This is a genomic window from Avibacterium endocarditidis, assembly GCF_965138825.1.
Taxonomy (GTDB): Bacteria; Pseudomonadota; Gammaproteobacteria; order Enterobacterales; family Pasteurellaceae; genus Avibacterium; species Avibacterium endocarditidis.
This window is the reverse complement of the sequence record NZ_CBCSDH010000006.1, coordinates 110,139-127,236: the sequence shown is the minus strand read 5'-3', so window position 1 is coordinate 127,236 and position 17,098 is coordinate 110,139. Positions and strand designations below refer to the sequence as shown.

The window sequence follows — 17,098 nt, the reverse complement described above, 5'->3', positions numbered from 1 at the left end:
GATAACTCTTAAGGGTTATTTTTATGTAACAAAAATAACTCAAAAAGGTTATTTATAATAAAAACATTGATCAAACGCAAAAAATAGCAAAATAGCGCTGAAAGATGAGAATGAATTTGTTATTTTTAAGCGTGAAAAACTTTCTCTTAATTCATTATCACCTTGTTTTTAATGAGAAAAATTATCATTTTTACAACATGTAATGAACGTGCATTTTGCGAATGTGGGATATCCCTTGATCAACTTTTAATGGAGTAATTATCGTGAACATTTTCAGAAAAACGCTAGCTTCTCTGGCAATGGCTGGATTAACTTTAGCGGCGGCATCGTCTGCTATGGCGGTAGATAATAGTGCGGTGGAAAAACGTGCCCCTACCCGTGAAGAACTGGCAAAACCGAATCCTGATTTGAAAATTGAAACTATCAGTGAAAAATTTGCGGAAAAATACCCAAAACAATATCAAGGTTGGGCGGATACGGCAAAATCTTCTGAAATTGTTTACGCTGATGAAGTTGATCCAAGATTAATCGTTCTATGGGGCGGTTATGCGTTCTCAAAAGAATATAACAAACCGCGTGGTCACTTTTATACTGTAACTGACGTGCGCAATATTTTGCGTACAGGTGCGCCGTTTGATGCTAACAGCGGCCCACAACCAATGGCGTGTTGGACGTGTAAAGGCCCAGATGTGCCACGTTTAATTGCTGAATGGGGTGAAGAAGAATACTTCAACGGCAAATGGGCAAAAGGTGGGGCTGAAGTGGTAAATTCTATCGGCTGTGCTGACTGCCACGACACCACATCAAAAGATTTTGCAGAAGGTAAACCTGCTTTACGCATCGCTCGTCCGCACGTTTTACGCGCCTTAGATGCGATCGGAAAAGACTTCGCACATTTAGACAAAACAGACAAACGTGGCGCAATTTGTGCTAACTGCCACGTTGAATATTACTTTGATAAAAAAGTGGTAAACAATGTGGTATTCCCTTGGATGAAAGGGGTAGATGTGGATAGTATGGAACAATACTATGACAATATCGAATTCTACGATTGGATTCACTCTATCTCTAAAACACCAATGTTAAAAGCACAGCACCCAGACTATGAAACTTGGTTGCAAGGCACACACGGTAAAAATGGTGTAACCTGTGTGGATTGCCATATGCCAAAAGTACAAGGGGCTGATGGTAAAGTTTACACAGACCACAAAATTGGTAATCCGCTTGATTCTTTTGAAAACACCTGTGCAAACTGCCACGATCAAAGCAAAGAAACTTTAACCAAAGTGGTGGCAGGTCATAAAAAAGACATCAAAGACGTGATGATTAAACTTGAAGACCAAATCGTGAAAGCGCACTTTGAAGCGAAAGCGGCTTGGGACGCAGGTGCAACAGAAGAAGAAATGAAACCAGCATTACAAGCTATCCGTCACGCACAATGGCGTTGGGATTATTCTGCTGCGGGCCACGGTGGCCATATTCACGCACCAGATATTATCTTAAAAACCATTGCAACAGGCTTAGATCGTATTGCTGACGCGCGTACTAAATTAGCCATTATTCTCACCAAACACGGTGTGAAACAGCCAATCAATTACCCAGATATTTCAACAGCTGAAAATGCGTGGAAAGCAATGGGCATTGATATTGAAAAAGAACGTGCAGCGAAAGCGAAATTCCTCAAAGAAGTTGTTCCACAATGGAATAAAGAAGCGTTAGAAAAAGGCTTAATGGAGAAAGCTCCACCAGCAAAATAAGCCAAAAAGTAACCGCACTTTATTAAGTGCCGACTTAGGAAGAAACCTTAAAGTGGGAAGAAAACTAAAGTGCGGTCTATTTTGAACGAAAATTTGAGGTAATAAGAAATGAACGTTGTATTAAAGAAAATGGTAAAGCTTACCGCCTTATTAGGGGCGATGATCTTGGCTTTGCCTGCACAAGCTAATACAGAAAACACTGAATTAAGCTATCAACCTACGTTAGAAAATCAGCGTAACCCCAATGAATACTGTGCGAAATGCCATAAATTAGAAGCCACTGATGAACAATCGGGCGGTGATTTACATTTTGGTAAATTCCACGGTACGCACTTATCCAAAACCAATCCAAGCACAGGCAAGCCGATTACTTGTGTGAGCTGCCACGGTAATATCTCTGAAAATCACCGCCGTGGTGCAAAAGATGTAATGCGTTTTGAAAGTGATATTTTCTCTGACAAAAAACCAATGTTCTCTGTGCAAGAGCAAAATCAAGTTTGCTTCTCTTGTCACCGTCCTGAAAAATTACGCGAGAAACTTTGGGCGCACGATGTTCACGCAATAAAATTGCCTTGTGCTGCGTGCCATACCTTGCACCCAGAAAAAGACGCAATGAAAGGCATTGAGAAAAAACAACGTGTTAAACTTTGCGTGGATTGTCACGGAGAACAACAAAAACGCAAAGCCTTAAAAGATCTTGACCCGACCAGCGAACAAAAGGATAACAAATGACAACTTGCTCACGCCGTAATTTTGTTTCTGGAATGGGTGCTTTGATCCTAATGACAGGAACAACAATTAAGTCAGTAGCACAAGATAAGGCAGAAGAAAAGCCAATTCGTTATGCAATGTTGCACGATGAAACCGCTTGTATTGGTTGTACCGCTTGTATGGACGCGTGCCGTGAAACCAACCAAGTGCCAGAAGGCGTTTCACGTTTAGAAATTATTCGTAGCGAACCTTATGGCGAATTTCCTGACGTGAAATATGAGTTTTTCCGTCATTCGTGCCAGCATTGTACCAATGCACCTTGTGTTGCTGTGTGTCCAACAGGGGCTTCATATATTGATGCCTCCACTGGTATTGTTGATGTGCATAAAGATTTGTGCGTAGGCTGCCAATACTGTATTGCCGTATGCCCATATCGCGTGCGCTTTATCCACCCAGTGTATAAATCTGCCGATAAATGTAACTTCTGTCGCGATACGAATTTGGCAAAAGGTAAACAGCCAGCTTGTGTAGAGGCTTGCCCAACCAAAGCCCTAACCTTTGGGGATACCAACGATCCGCAAAGTGAAATTTCTTTGAAACTGAAAGAAAAACAAACCTATCGTACAAAAGTTGAATTAGGTACAGATCCAAATCTTTACCACGTTCCAGCTAGAGCAGGGGAGATCAGACGATGAACAGTCCATTTCATTTCCCATCTTTAGTATGGGACGGGCCGATTGCGATTTATCTCTTTTTATTAGGGATTTCCGCAGGGGCGACAATGCTTGCGGTATTGTTAAAACGTGCAGGATTGGCAGGGGAACGCCCGGAAGAAAACAATATCTTAAAGGTTAATGCCTTGCTCGCACCGATTAGCATTACCATTGGCTTATTGCTATTGATTTTCCACTTAACCAAACCTTGGACATTCTGGTATTTGATGTTTAATTATCATCACACCTCCATTATGTCCGCAGGGGTGATGTTGTTCCAAGTGTATATGTTGTTCTTGGTATTATGGTTGGCGATTATCTTCAAATCACTGGTGTTGAGCCTTGTGAAGCGTTTTGTGCCGAAACTTGCAAATTTTGCAGAGAAAATCATTGATATTGCTGCTAAGTTTACCAATGCTATTGAGATCATTACTTTATTGCTCAGCGTGGCGTTAGGGGCATATACAGGGTTCTTACTTTCTGCATTAGTGAGCTATCCAATGCTAAATAACCCTGTCTTACCAGTGTTATTCTTGGCATCAGGTACGTCATCGGGCATTGCGGCATTGATTTTCTTCACCATTTTATGCACCAAAGAAAGCACTCATTCCAAAGGCTTGGCGTTCTTGCATAAATTTGAACAGCCAGTGGTATTGATTGAAGCCTTCTTATTGTTCGCTTTCTTCTTTGGTTTATACCTTGGTGGCGGACAAAAAACCGTGGCATTTCACACCGCACTTTCTGGTGGCTTCTGGGCGAATGTCTTCTGGATCGGCGTGGTAGGCATTGGGATTGTGTTACCCCTCTTACTCAACGCTATTGCCGGTGAGAAACTCAAACACCAAAAAGGCTTTATGCTGATTGTGGCAGGATTGGGCTTAATCGGCGTACTTTGCTTGCGTTACTTTATTTTATACGCAGGGCAAATGACTTTAGCCTAACAAAAATCCATCAATGATGATCAGGGCGAACCAAGGTGTTCGCCTTTGTTTTAATGGTTTTTTGCCGTAAATCCCCTAATGGCAAAGGGAAAACTGACGAGAAAAGTCATTTGCTGAAAATAAAGAGCGGTGCGTTTTTACGCATTTTTATCACTGATTGAATTGAGAATGAGCTTGATGATTTTTCTGCATAACACAATGACATTGCTACGCATTTTCTCTAAAATACACAATAAATTAACCAACGAATATGACAATGATCCCAGAACTTGCTTTTCTTGCTTTACTTTTTGCTCTTGTTTCCGCATTGCTGTTGGCAATTGTGCCGCATATTGGGATTAAACAAGGCAATCCGCACCTGATTACCTCGGCGTGGAATTTGAGTTATCTGTTTGGGATTTTTACCACCCTTTCCTTGCTTGGGCTGGCTTATTGCTTTGCGACTGATGATTTTTCTGTGCAATATGTGGCAGCGCATTCCAATTCTGCCTTACCGCAATTTTTCAAAATTGCCGCTACTTGGGGCGGACACGAAGGCTCAATGCTGTTTTGGCTATTTTCGTTGGGATTATGGACAATGGCCTTTGCCTTTTTTAGCCGTAAAATCGACCCTATTATTGCTAGCCGAACCCTGTCTATTTTAGGCTTGCTGTGTTTTGGCTTTGCGCTGTTTATCGTATTTTTCTCCAATCCTTTTGAGCGTTTATTTCCTAGCCCTTTAGAAGGGCGTGATCTTAACCCGATGCTGCAAGATGTAGGATTAATTTTTCACCCTCCGTTGCTTTATTTTGGCTATGTAGGCTTTGCGGTGAATTTTGCTCTCACCCTTGCTACTTTGTTAAGCGGACATTTTGATGCCGCGCTGGCTCGCTGGACACGCCCTTGGGTGCTGGTTTCTTGGTTCTTTTTAACCTTAGGCATAATGCTCGGCGCGTGGTGGGCATATTACGAGCTTGGTTGGGGTGGCTGGTGGTTCTGGGACCCAGTTGAAAACGCCTCATTAATGCCGTGGTTACTTGGGCTGGGGCTATTACATAGTTTATCCGTGAGCGAACAACGTGGCGTTTTTCATTATTGGACGATTTTATTTTCTCTGTTTGCCTTTGCATTCAGTTTATTAGGTACGTTTATTGTGCGTTCGGGCGTGCTGACTTCTGTACACGCTTTTGCTATGGACGGCGAGCGAGGAATGGCGTTGTTAATGCTCTTTTTCTTGCTCACCACTTGCTCGCTCACCTTATTTGCGTTGAAAGTGAATGTACGCTCAAATGAAAATAGTGCGGTGCATTTTTCCTTTTTTTCTAAAGAAAGCCTAATGCTCATTGCCAATATTTTGGTGGCGGTCGCCACGGCAAGCGTATTTTTAGGCACATTTTATCCAATGCTATTTAGCACAATGGGCTGGGGTTCGATTTCTGTCGGCGCACCTTACTTTAACACCATTTTCTTGCCCCTTATTGTGCTGGCATTGCTGGCGATGATTTTTGTCGTCAGTGCATTTTGGAAAAAAATCCACCGCACTTTGTTGCGCCGCAATGTCTTATTGCTAATTCCTGCCTGTGGGCTTGCTTATGCAATGATCGCATTCACCATTCAAAATGATGAAACCTTACATTTTCAGGCCTTGCCCTTTGCGTTAATTAGCTTGGCGTTTTGGTTGCTTGGCGTTACCCTTTGGGGCGCGTGGCGATCCCTTTCCTTAAAGCGTTGGGCAATGGTGATTGCCCATTGTGGGCTAGCACTCACGGTGATTGGCGCGACAATGTCGAGCTATTTTGCCAGTGAAATTGGCGTGCGCTTATCGCCTAACCAAAGCCAAATGCTCAACGGCTATGCGTTTCACTACCTTGGTTTTCGTAATGAACTCGGGCCGAATTACACCAGTGAAGTGGCGCAATTTGAGATAACAAAAAACGGCGAAAAAATCACCGCACTTTGTCCTGAACGCCGTTATTACGAAGTGCGCACGATGAATATGTCGGAAGTGGGGCTATATTGGAACTTGCTTGGCGATATTTATATTGTGATGGGTGATAAACTTGGCGCGGGCGAATTTTCGTTCCGTCTGCATTACAAGCCTTTTGTTCGTTGGCTGTGGATTGGTGCAACCTTAATGGCGTTTGGTGCATTATTGAGCGCCTTTGCCTTACGCACAAGGAGAGCGAAAGATGAATAGAAAAATCATTGTGTTTTTACCCTTATTCTTGATCATTGCAGTCTGTGGTCTTTTGTTGCTAGGGCTGCATAATGATCCGAAAAAAATTGCCTCCGCGTTAATTGGTAAGCCCGTGCCTGAATTTTATCAAAGTGATCTGCTTGAGCCTGAAATCAATGTAAGCAACGCATCTTTGCCAAAAGAAATTTATCTCATTAATGTATGGGGCAGCTGGTGTGCCTATTGCAAGCAAGAACACGCCTTTTTGATGCGCTTGCAACAACAGGGTGTGCCGATTGTGGGGCTAAATTATCGAGATAAACGGCAAAATGCCTTGCTAATGTTGCAGGAAATGGGCAATCCTTTTCATCAGGTGATTGATGATAGCAAAGGCTTATTCGCGATGAAATTGGGTGTGGACGGCGCGCCAGAAACCTATTTGGTTGATGCCAACGGCATTATTCGTTATCGCTATTCAGGACCGTTGGATCAGCAAATTTGGCAACAAGAATTTCTGCCCTTATGGCAAAAATTAGCAAAAAATACACCGCACTTAGCGCTGCAAGAAACAGCTAAGCAAGAAACGGCTAAACAGGAAGGAAAAGAATGAAAAAGTGGTGGTTAGTCGTCATAACATTTTTCGCAATCAGCCAACTGGCTCAGGCAGAAATGGTGGATACCTTTGAATTTAGCAACCCTGCCGAGCGTACCCGAGCTGTAGCCTTGGCAAAATCCCTGCGTTGCCCACAATGCCAAAATCAAAACTTGGTGGAATCCAATTCGCCCATTGCTTATGATCTGCGTATTGAAGTATATAAAATGGTGGAAGCCGGCAGCAGCAATGAGCAAATTATTGACGTGATGACGAGCCGCTTCGGTGATTTTGTGCGTTATAATCCGCCAGTGAAATCCACCACTCTGTTATTGTGGGGCTTGCCTTTCTTCTTGCTATTGCTTGGGGCGCTAGCAATGTGGCGAATGTTGCGCATGAAGCAAAAGCCGCAAAATTCAGCGCTCAGCGCAGAGCAGCAACAAGCATTAAACAGTTTATTAGCCAAAACGGATAAATCAGAATGACTTTTTTCATCGGCGTAACCCTTTTACTCTTGATTAGCCTTGGGCTTTGGCTGCCTTTTGGGCGCGGAATCAATTGGCAGAAAAATTATCGCCAACAGCAAAATATCGCCCTTTATCAGCAACAAACGAAAGGTCAGCTTGATCCAGAATTGGCGCAGGAATTTGCCCAACGTTTACTTGATGATGAAAAACAGCTTGAAAAACAACCGCACTTTGTGATGGCTTCAACATTGAAAAGCCGCCCTTATTTTGTGGTATTGAACCTATTATTGATTGCGTTGCCTATGGGATATTATTTTTCCCTTGATCGCTTTTCTGCTGAACAGCAATATCAGCAGCAACTTCAAACGAAGCAATTGCTTACAACGCAGTCTACCGATCCCTTCGTTGAATCATTTAATGGGCAAAGTGGGGGACAAAAAAATGAAACTTATGCGGAAAAAATTGAGCAACGTTTACGTCAAAATCCCAACAACAGTGAGGCTTGGATCGAGTTAGGGCAGGCTTATATGCAAAATAATGAGTTTGATGATGCCTTGGTCGCTTATTCTTATGCCGATCGCCTAACAGGCGGAAAACCCGCAATTTTAGGCTTGGCGGCAAATGCGTTGTATCAAAAAGCAGGGCAAAAAATCACCCCACAGGTGCAAGCTATGCTTGCTCAAGCGCTCTCGCAAGATCCGAAAGAAGCATCGAGTTTATCGCTGTTAGCTGGGGAGGCCTTTGTGCAAACGGATTATCCCAAAGCCATTGCCCTTTGGCAAAAGGTGCTAGATTCGGATAAATCTGGGATCGATCGGCGCACTATTATTCAAAGTATGCAAATGGCAGAGATGCTACAAAACGCCAAAAAAGGAGCCGCGCAATGACACCTTATTTTTCTGATACGCTGATTATTGGTGCAGGGGCAGCAGGGCTGTTTTGTGCAAGTCAGCTTGGCAAGCAAGGTAAACAGGTAACGGTTTTAGATAGCGGTAAAAAAGCAGGGCGGAAGATTTTGATGTCGGGCGGTGGATTTTGTAATTTCACTAATTTAGAGGTTACGCCACAGCATTATCTTTCGCACAATCCTCATTTTGTGAAATCTGCTTTAGCGCGTTTTACCCAGTGGGATTTTATCGCCTTAGTGGCGGAATATGGCATTGCCTATCACGAAAAAGAACTCGGGCAATTGTTTTGTGATGAAAGTGCGCAACAGATTGTGGATTTATTGCTCGCGGAATGTGAGAAACATCAGGTTAATATTCAGTTACGCCAGCACATAGAACAAGTTTCCGCCTTGGAAAACGGTGGCTTTGCCGTGCAAGCGAACGGACAAACTTGGCATTGTCATCAGCTTGTGGTGGCAACGGGTGGGCTTTCAATGCCCGCTTTAGGTGCTTCCCCTTTGGGCTATCAAATTGCTGAACAGTTTGGCTTGGCCGTGATCCCACCGCGTGCGTCCCTTGTGCCATTCCGTTGGCGAGAAACAGAGCAATTTTACACCGCACTTGCTGGTGTTTCTTTGCCTGTGTGTGTGTGTGCTGAAAATGGGCAGTCTTTCTTCAATCAGTTATTGTTTACCCACCGAGGTATTTCTGGGCCAGCGATCTTACAAATTTCTAACTATTGGCAGCCGAATGAATGGGTGGAAGTGGATTTATTACCAAATCAATCCATTGGCAATTATTTGCAAGAATTACGCCAAACTTCGCCGAAATTGCAGTTAAAAACCGCATTATCACGCGTTTTGCCAACGAAATTAGTGGAGCTTTGGCAACAGCGTGAGATGATCCCAACAGAAACCTTAGCGAATTTAAGCAAAGTGCGGTTGGAAAATTTAGAAAATTTCATTCATCATTGGAAAATTTTCCCTAATGGCACGGAGGGTTATCGAACCGCAGAAGTCACAATGGGCGGTGTGGATACGCACGAAATTTCGTCAAAAACAATGGAAAGTAGCAAAGTCAAAGGGCTGTATTTTATTGGCGAAGTGCTAGATGTAGCAGGCTGGCTCGGTGGTTATAACTTCCAATGGGCGTGGAGTTCCGCTTATGCCTGCGCAAGCCATATTGCCAGTTTATAGGCTAATTTCGCACTTTTATTGCCCGCAAAAAGAAATTTGCTCCGCGCTAAAATCTCGTTAAAATGGCAGGCTAATTTCCCTTTTTCATCTCATCAATAGCAAAATAACAAGGATTTTTTATGTCAGAACCGCGTTTCGTGCATTTGCGTGTGCATAGCGATTTTTCAATGATTAATGGTATTGCGAAAGTAAAACCGTTGGTCAAAGCCTGCGTGGAAAACGAAATGGTGGCAATGGCATTGACGGATTTCACCAACTTCTGCGGTTTAGTGCGGTTTTATGGCGAAGCTCTTGGAGCAGGGGTGAAGCCCATTGTTGGGGCTGATGTGCTGGTGAAAAGTGATTTGCTCGGTGATGAACATTTTGAACTCACCTTGCTTGCGAAAAATAACACAGGCTATCACAACATCACCTTATTATTATCCAAGGCTTATGAACGAGGTTACACGGATTTACCTTATATAGATCAGCAATGGCTGGTGGAACACCGCGAAGGCTTGATTATTCTTTCTGGTGGGCGCAATGGCGATGTGGGGAAAAAATTATTGAAAAATAATCCTGCGGATGTAGAAAGTGCGGTGCGTTTTTATCAAGAATTTTTTCCTGATCATTTTTATTTGAGTCTTTGTCGCACTGGTCGCCCTGAAGAAGAACGCTATATTCAAGCGGCCTTAAAATTGGCAGAAAAACATCATATTCCCCTTGTGGCAACCAATGATGTGTGTTTTTTGTCTTCCGAAGATTTTGAGGCGCACGAGATCCGCGTTGCGATTCACGACAGCTACACGTTAGATGATCCAAAACGTCCGAAATTATATAGCGATCAGCAGTATTTCCGCACTGAACAGGAAATGTGCGAATTATTTGCGGATATTCCCACCGCACTGGCGAATACCGTGCAAATCGCCAAACGTTGTAATGTAACGATTCGTTTGGGCGAATATTTCTTACCAAAATTTCCCACCGGGGATCTCAGCACGGAAGATTATTTGGTGCAAAAATCCCGTGAGGGCTTGGAAGAGCGCTTAGCTTTTTTATTCCCCGATGAAAAAGAGCGGGCGGAAAAACGCAAGGAATATGATGAGCGCTTGCAAGTCGAGCTAGATGTGATTAACCAAATGGGTTTCCCCGGTTACTTCTTAATCGTAATGGAGTTTATCCAGTGGTCGAAAGATAATGATATTCCTGTTGGGCCGGGGCGTGGTTCTGGGGCGGGATCGCTGGTGGCTTATGCGTTGAAAATCACCGATCTTGATCCCCTTGAGTTTGATTTACTTTTCGAGCGTTTCTTAAATCCAGAACGGGTATCAATGCCCGATTTTGACGTGGATTTCTGTATGGACGGGCGAGATCGCGTGATTGAACACGTTGCGGAAACCTACGGACGTGGTGCGGTGTCGCAGATTATCACCTTTGGTACGATGGCGGCTAAGGCGGTAATCCGAGATGTGGGGCGTGTGCTTGGACACCCTTATAGCTTTGTGGATCGCATTTCCAAATTAGTGCCGCCCGATCCGGGAATGACCTTAGCCAAAGCTTTTGAGGCTGAACCTCGCTTGCCTGAAATTTATGAAAGCGATGAAGAAGTTAAAGCCTTAATTGATATGGCGCGCAAGCTTGAAGGGGTAACCCGTAACGCAGGGAAACACGCAGGGGGCGTGGTGATTTCCCCTGGATTGATTACCGATTTTTCACCGCTCTATTGTGATAGTGAGGGCAAACACCCTGTTACCCATTTTGATAAAAATGATGTGGAATATGCAGGGCTAGTGAAGTTTGACTTCTTGGGATTGCGTACCCTAACCATCATCAAATGGGCATTGGATATGATTAACACGCGCCTTGCTAAAGAGGGCAAGCCGTTAGTGGATATTAATCGTATTCCCCTTGATGATCCGCAATCTTTCCAAGTGTTACTCAATGCTGAAACCACCGCCGTGTTCCAGTTGGAATCGCGAGGAATGAAAGATCTGATTAAACGCCTAAAACCTGACTGTTTTGAGGACATCATCGCATTGGTTGCCTTGTTCCGCCCAGGCCCGTTGCAATCGGGAATGGTGGATAACTTTATTCGCCGTAAACACGGGGAAGAAGAAATTTCCTACCCTGATGCGGAATATCAGCACATTTGGCTGAAACCAATTTTAGAGCCAACCTACGGCATTATTTTGTATCAAGAACAAGTAATGCAAATCGCCCAAGTACTGGCGGGTTATACCCTTGGTGGAGCGGATTTATTACGCCGTGCAATGGGGAAAAAGAAACCCGAAGAAATGGCAAAACAGCGTTCTGTATTTGAAGAAGGCGCGGTGAAAAACGGGGTGGACGGCAACTTGGCAATGAAAATTTTCGACCTCGTGGAAAAATTTGCTGGCTATGGGTTTAACAAATCTCACTCCGCTGCTTATGCCTTGGTTTCTTACCAAACGCTCTGGCTGAAAGCCCATTATCCTGCGGAGTTTATGGCTGCGGTAATGACATCGGAAATGGACAACACGGAAAAAATTGTTGGGCTTTATGATGAATGTTTGCGAATGGGGCTGAAAGTTACGCCACCAGATATTAATACGGGCAAACATCATTTCAGCGTGAACGATAATGGCGAAATTGTCTATGGCATTGGCGCAATTAAAGGGGTAGGTGAAGGCCCGATTGAAGCCTTGATTTCTGCGCGTGAGCAAGGAGGTATTTTTAAAGATTTATTCGATCTTTGCGCCAGAGTGGATTTAAAGAAAATTAACCGCCGCACTTTTGAAAGTCTGATAATGTCAGGGGCATTTGATAAGCTCGGGCCTCACCGTGCGGCATTGGCGAAAAATCTGGAAGATGCACTTAAAGCCTCCGATCAATATGCTAAAAATGAAGCCATCGGGCAGGCGGATATGTTTGGTGTTCTTACTGAAACCCCTGAAGAAGTGGAAAAAGCCTATGCCAATACACCAAAGTGGACTGAAAAGCAAATACTTGATGGTGAGCGGGAAACGCTTGGGCTTTATTTAAGTAGCCACCCGATTAGCCCTTATTTAAAAGAAATCGCCCATTACAGCTCAACAAGGTTAAAAGATCTTGTGCCAAATTATCGAGGGCAGATCAGCACTACTTGTGGGCTGGTAGTGAACTCTCGTGTTGCGATTACTAAAAAAGGAAATAGGCTTGGTATTGCTACCCTTGATGATCGTTCAGGTCGATTAGATTTAACCTTATTTGGTGAAGCCCTTGATCGTTTTGGCGAAAAATTACAAAAAGATACGATAGTGATTGTGTCGGGGCAGGTGAGTTTTGACGATTTTACTCAGGGGTTAAAAATGTCAGTGCGTGAATTAATGACCCTTGATGAAGCTCGCAGTCGTTATGCTAAAAGCCTTGCATTGAGCTTAAATCAAGAGCAAATTAATGCGCAATTTATTAAAAAATTCAAAGAGATACTCACCCCTTATTGTGGTGGTGCATTGCCGATTAACGTGTATTATCAAAGCCCACAGGGCAGAGCGTTGGTGAAATTAGGCGTGCAATGGTCAATTAATCCTAGCGATGAGGTTATTTCTGAACTTTCGCAGATGCTGGGGCAAAATGCGGTGGAATTAGAGTTTAGCTAGGTACTCTTTTTTGCTCAGGACAGACATAATACGGCGCATAACGCCGTATTATGTGAAAGCCAGAAAGTAATTAAGTACAAACAATTTTAATCGCCAAACCGCCTTGCGAGGTTTCGCGGTATTTGGCATTCATATCTTTGCCCGTTTCGTACATTGTTTCGATAACTTTATCTAAGCTCACGCGTGGGTTAGAGGTGCGTTGCAATGCCATTCGGCTAGCGTTAATCGCTTTGACGGAAGCAATGGCGTTGCGTTCAATGCAAGGCACTTGTACTTGGCCGCCCACAGGATCGCAAGTCAGCCCCAGATTATGTTCCATCGCAATTTCAGCGGCCATACAAACTTGCTCAGGGCTACCGCCCAAAATTTCTGTTAAGCCAGCAGCTGCCATTGAGCAAGCCACTCCCACTTCGCCTTGACAGCCTACTTCTGCCCCAGAAATGGACGCATTCATTTTGTAAAGTGAGCCGATCATTCCGCAAGCAAGCAAATAGCGTTCTACAATTTCATCGGTAATTGGCGAAATGAATTTTTCATAATAAGACAGCACCGCAGGCACAATACCACAAGCACCGTTGGTTGGCGCGGTAACCACACGCCCGCCTGCTGCATTTTCTTCATTGACCGCAAGCGCATACATATTGACCCAATCGATCACTTTCATTGGATCGTTGGAAAGCCCATTGTTGGCTTGTAGTAAACGATGTAAAGTCGCCGCACGGCGAACCACTTTGAGTGGGCCGGGTAGTAACCCTTCCGTAGCCAAGCCGTGTTCGATACATTCTTTCATCGTTTGCCAAATGCGTTTTAGGTGCGTTTGCGTGGCTTCTTTTCCGTGTAAGGCAATTTCATTTTGTAGCATCACGCTCGATAAGGCTAAGCCATTTTCTTTGCAATGATGCAAAATATCTGCCGCACTTTGATAAGGGAAAGGCACGTTGATGTCGGATTCTTCCTGCTGATTGAAATGGGCTTCATCAACAATAAATCCACCGCCGATAGAATAATAGGTTTGCTGATAAAGCAAGTTGTCATTTTCATAGGCGGACAGTGTCATTCCGTTTTCGTGTAAAGACAGAAAGGTTTGATGAAAGATCATATCGCTTTCATAATCAAATTTCGCCACTCGCTGCCCTTGCGCTAATGGCAAAAGTGCGGTGCTTTTTACATCAGAAATAAATTTAGGGATTAAATCAATATCCACATCGTGCGGTAAATAGCCCGCTAAGCCCATAATAATGGCAATATCGGTATTATGCCCACGCCCTGTCATTGAAAGTGAGCCATAAACATCGACCTTAACTTGGGTTACTTTGGCGAGTAAATTTTTCGCCACTAAATCATCGACAAATTGCTTACCCGCTTTCATTGGCCCAACGGTATGAGAGCTAGAAGGCCCAATGCCGATTTTAAACATATCAAAAACACTAATCATCGTTTTCTCGAAGTTTTCTGGCAGGGCATTTCGCCCTGCTTAAGGTGATTATTATAAAAGGTGCGTATTCTATCTTAATTAATAAAATAATCCATACACCACTGCTGAGATTGCAATCATTCCCATAACGGTAACGAAAACATTGCTAGCATAGCCTTGATAACGCGCCATCGCAGGCACTTTACGAATGGCATACATTGGCATTAAAAACAGAATTGCGGCGATAATTGGCCCGCCAATGGATTCAATTAAACCAAGAATACTTGGATTGATAATTGCCACCGCCCATAAGGTCAATAAAAAGAAAAGTGCGGTGAAAAAATTCAATTTTTTTCGATTCGTAATGTCTTGTTTGCCCGAAAATTTTAAATACAGCCCCTGAATGCCTTCTCGTGCGCCTAAATAATGGCCAAAGAAAGAGCTGGTAATAGCAAGAAACGCCACTAAAGGCCCAAAGTAGGAAATATAAGGGTTATCAAATTTATTGGCTAAAAAGGAAAGGATACTGATATTTTGCGTTTTGGCTTGCACTAAATCTTCTGGGGTAAGGGTTAGCACGCAGCTAAATACGAAAAACATCACGAAAAATAACAGTAAGGTTGAGGTGTTTTTCAATGCTTGGCTTGCGTGGCATTCGGTCAGCTCTGGCAATTTATATTCCCGTTGTTGTGATTGCGAAAAGCAAGAAATCGCAGGGGAATGATTAAAAGAAAACACTAACACCGGAATGGTGATCCACAGCGTGCTAATAAAACTGGTGGCATCAGGCATTTGGTGAAGCATTGCGGTGTTCCATTGTGGAATTAAATAAATGGAAAGAGAAAATAAAATAAAAACAAGGGGATAGACCAAAAACTCAGTCATTTTGAGCATTATTTTTTCGCTCATCAGCATCACCGAAATCAGGCTTGCAATCAAAATGAAAGAAAGCAAAATGCGGTTCGGTGCGCCTAGCCCTAACTGATTGATAATAAAGGATTCCACCGTATTGGTGATGCCATTACCATAAATTAACAAAATAGGAAAAATCGCAAAAAAGTAGAGCAGCGTGATAATTTTCCCTGCGCCTTGCCCAAAATGTTCTTCCACTACTTCTGTAATATCGCTGCCGGGTTTGGAAGATGACAGCACAAAGCGAGATAATGCACGGTGTGAGAAATAAGTCATCGGCCCAACCAACAGCATAATGGCGATTAACGGCCAAAATCCGCCCATTCCAGCATTTATGGGCAAAAACAGCACGCCAGCTCCCACCGCAGTACCGAATAAATTTAACGTCCAAAGTAAATCGAATTTGTTTGTTATTGTTGTTTTAAACATTGTTTAACTCCGTAATATAAACTTGGATTAGTGTATGCGAATACTCTAATCTTACCGCCGCAGATGATATAGCGGTTGCGAATACGAAACAGGACAAAATATGGAATTTGTGAGAATGATCGACTTTTGTTGGAGTAATTGACTATAAAATAGCGAAGTGTTTACTTATTTTTAACATTTTGCTTTTTTAGACTTTCGATTTCGCGATATTTTGCTTCGACAAGCAACAAAGTTGAGTCTTTTTTCTTTATTAAGAATGGGTTATCAAAAATTGTAAATGTTTCGTTTTATTGAATGATCTGAGTGAGGGCAGCGCAAGATTGTTAATAATTGGATAAAAAGCACTTTTAATGGCAATAAAAGTGCTTACAACGAGAGAATAATTAAGCGGCTTTCGCATTACCTAATGTGCCATCATCAATAGCTTCTTTCGGCGTGCCAAGTACTTCGTAAACTTTATCGCCATCTTTGAAAAATACAAAACCGCCGTATTCCATTTTTGTCCAGATTTCATCTTTAGTGAGTGGAAAGGTGGTAATAATGGTTACTTTATCTTTTTCTGTGGTATGTTGGCGGAAGTCGATCACGCCGTCATCATCAATGCGTTGCGCTGTACCAAAAGGGGCTTTGCGCGTGATGTAATGCAAATTGGTGGAGCAGTGAGCGATCATCCATTCCCCGTTAGAGAGAATAAAATTAAACGTGCCGCCTTGTGCTAATTCTTTAGTAATTTCTTGAATGACTTGGAAAATTTGTTCTTCTGTGGGCTTTTTACGAAAGCGATTTTTTAACTGTTCAGCCATATAGCAAAAAGCGGCTTCTGAGTCGGTGGAGCCAATGGGTTGGCAGAAACTTTCCGACATATCAGGGAAGCTCGTCAGATTGCCGTTGTGCGCAAATACCCAGTTTTCGCCCCAAATTTCACGAATAAATGGGTGTGTGTTTTCAATGGTTACCTCGCCTTGTGTGGCTTTGCGAATGTGAGCAATCACGTTGAAAGATTTAATGTGATATTGTTTGACACAATCTGCAATGGGGGAACTATGCCCGGCTTGGTTATCGCGAAAAATACGCACGCCTTTACCCTCAAAAAAGGCAATGCCGAAACCGTCAGAATGGCTATCGGTAAGCCCCGCGCGGCGGCGAAATCCTTCAAAAGAGAACACAATATCGGTGGGCGTATTGCAATTCATTCCTAATAGCTGACACATAACGAAACCTTAACTGATTTTAACTTCCTAAATCTTGTTTGATTTAACAAAAAAATTCACAAAAATTCAACCGCACTTTTAGATTAAAGGCGCATATCACATAACTTGGCGTTATTT

The 17,098-nt window shown here is 43.2% G+C and carries 13 protein-coding genes; 10 read left to right on the top strand and 3 right to left on the bottom strand.

What is annotated here, in order from left to right; genetic code table 11:
• Positions 1–263 precede the first annotated feature (263 nt).
• The 10 genes from nrfA to dnaE all read left to right on the top strand — a co-directional run bounded on the left by nrfA (position 264) and on the right by dnaE (position 13,015).
• Entirely contained in the window at positions 264–1,757 is a 1,494-nt protein-coding gene (nrfA, locus tag ACNAV8_RS05135) for an ammonia-forming nitrite reductase cytochrome c552 subunit (RefSeq protein ID WP_415777330.1), read from the top strand.
• Positions 1,758–1,865: 108 nt separating this feature from the next.
• Positions 1,866–2,489 (top strand): cytochrome c nitrite reductase pentaheme subunit, encoded by a 624-nt coding sequence (gene nrfB, locus ACNAV8_RS05130; protein ID WP_415777329.1) that lies wholly within the window; start codon positions 1,866–1,868, stop codon positions 2,487–2,489.
• Positions 2,486–3,163, top strand: coding sequence for a cytochrome c nitrite reductase Fe-S protein (nrfC, locus tag ACNAV8_RS05125; RefSeq protein WP_103855746.1), 678 nt, complete (start codon positions 2,486–2,488; stop codon positions 3,161–3,163). Before nrfB ends, nrfC begins: the two co-directional genes overlap by 4 nt.
• Positions 3,160–4,122: a cytochrome c nitrite reductase subunit NrfD gene (gene nrfD / locus ACNAV8_RS05120; RefSeq protein WP_103855745.1), complete on the top strand. Its 963-nt coding sequence runs from the start codon at positions 3,160–3,162 to the stop codon at positions 4,120–4,122. Before nrfC ends, nrfD begins: the two co-directional genes overlap by 4 nt.
• A 256-nt stretch (positions 4,123–4,378) precedes the next feature.
• Complete coding sequence (nrfE, locus tag ACNAV8_RS05115) at positions 4,379–6,298, top strand: heme lyase NrfEFG subunit NrfE (protein ID WP_415777328.1); 1,920 nt, start codon at positions 4,379–4,381, stop codon at positions 6,296–6,298.
• The gene (locus tag ACNAV8_RS05110; RefSeq protein ID WP_415777327.1) at positions 6,291–6,887 is read left to right on the top strand and encodes a DsbE family thiol:disulfide interchange protein; all 597 of its coding nucleotides are present in this window, start codon (positions 6,291–6,293) and stop codon (positions 6,885–6,887) included. Before nrfE ends, ACNAV8_RS05110 begins: the two co-directional genes overlap by 8 nt.
• Complete coding sequence (gene nrfF, locus ACNAV8_RS05105) at positions 6,884–7,354, top strand: heme lyase NrfEFG subunit NrfF (RefSeq protein WP_103855743.1); 471 nt, start codon at positions 6,884–6,886, stop codon at positions 7,352–7,354. Before ACNAV8_RS05110 ends, nrfF begins: the two co-directional genes overlap by 4 nt.
• Positions 7,351–8,223: a TPR domain-containing protein gene (locus tag ACNAV8_RS05100; RefSeq protein ID WP_415777326.1), complete on the top strand. Its 873-nt coding sequence runs from the start codon at positions 7,351–7,353 to the stop codon at positions 8,221–8,223. Before nrfF ends, ACNAV8_RS05100 begins: the two co-directional genes overlap by 4 nt.
• Positions 8,220–9,419: a BaiN/RdsA family NAD(P)/FAD-dependent oxidoreductase gene (locus tag ACNAV8_RS05095; RefSeq protein ID WP_415777325.1), complete on the top strand. Its 1,200-nt coding sequence runs from the start codon at positions 8,220–8,222 to the stop codon at positions 9,417–9,419. The genes ACNAV8_RS05100 and ACNAV8_RS05095 overlap by 4 nt, the downstream gene beginning before the upstream one ends.
• Before the next feature lie 119 nt (positions 9,420–9,538).
• Entirely contained in the window at positions 9,539–13,015 is a 3,477-nt protein-coding gene (gene dnaE, locus ACNAV8_RS05090) for a DNA polymerase III subunit alpha (protein WP_103855741.1), read from the top strand.
• Positions 13,016–13,085: 70 nt separating this feature from the next.
• Here the strand turns inward: dnaE and ACNAV8_RS05085 are convergent, their stop codons facing one another.
• The 3 genes from ACNAV8_RS05085 to ACNAV8_RS05075 all read right to left on the bottom strand — a co-directional run bounded on the left by ACNAV8_RS05085 (position 13,086) and on the right by ACNAV8_RS05075 (position 16,981).
• Positions 13,086–14,450 carry an L-serine ammonia-lyase gene (locus ACNAV8_RS05085; RefSeq protein ID WP_103855740.1) on the bottom strand — a complete coding sequence of 455 codons (1,365 nt, stop codon included), beginning with the start codon at positions 14,448–14,450 and terminating at the stop codon, positions 13,086–13,088.
• Positions 14,451–14,528: 78 nt separating this feature from the next.
• On the bottom strand, positions 14,529–15,770 hold the full coding sequence (locus tag ACNAV8_RS05080; protein WP_415777324.1) for a serine/threonine transporter: 1,242 nt from the start codon (positions 15,768–15,770) through the stop codon (positions 14,529–14,531).
• A gap of 383 nt (positions 15,771–16,153) precedes the next feature.
• Positions 16,154–16,981, bottom strand: coding sequence for a class II glutamine amidotransferase (locus tag ACNAV8_RS05075; RefSeq protein ID WP_415777323.1), 828 nt, complete (start codon positions 16,979–16,981; stop codon positions 16,154–16,156).
• Positions 16,982–17,098: the final 117 nt, after the last annotated feature.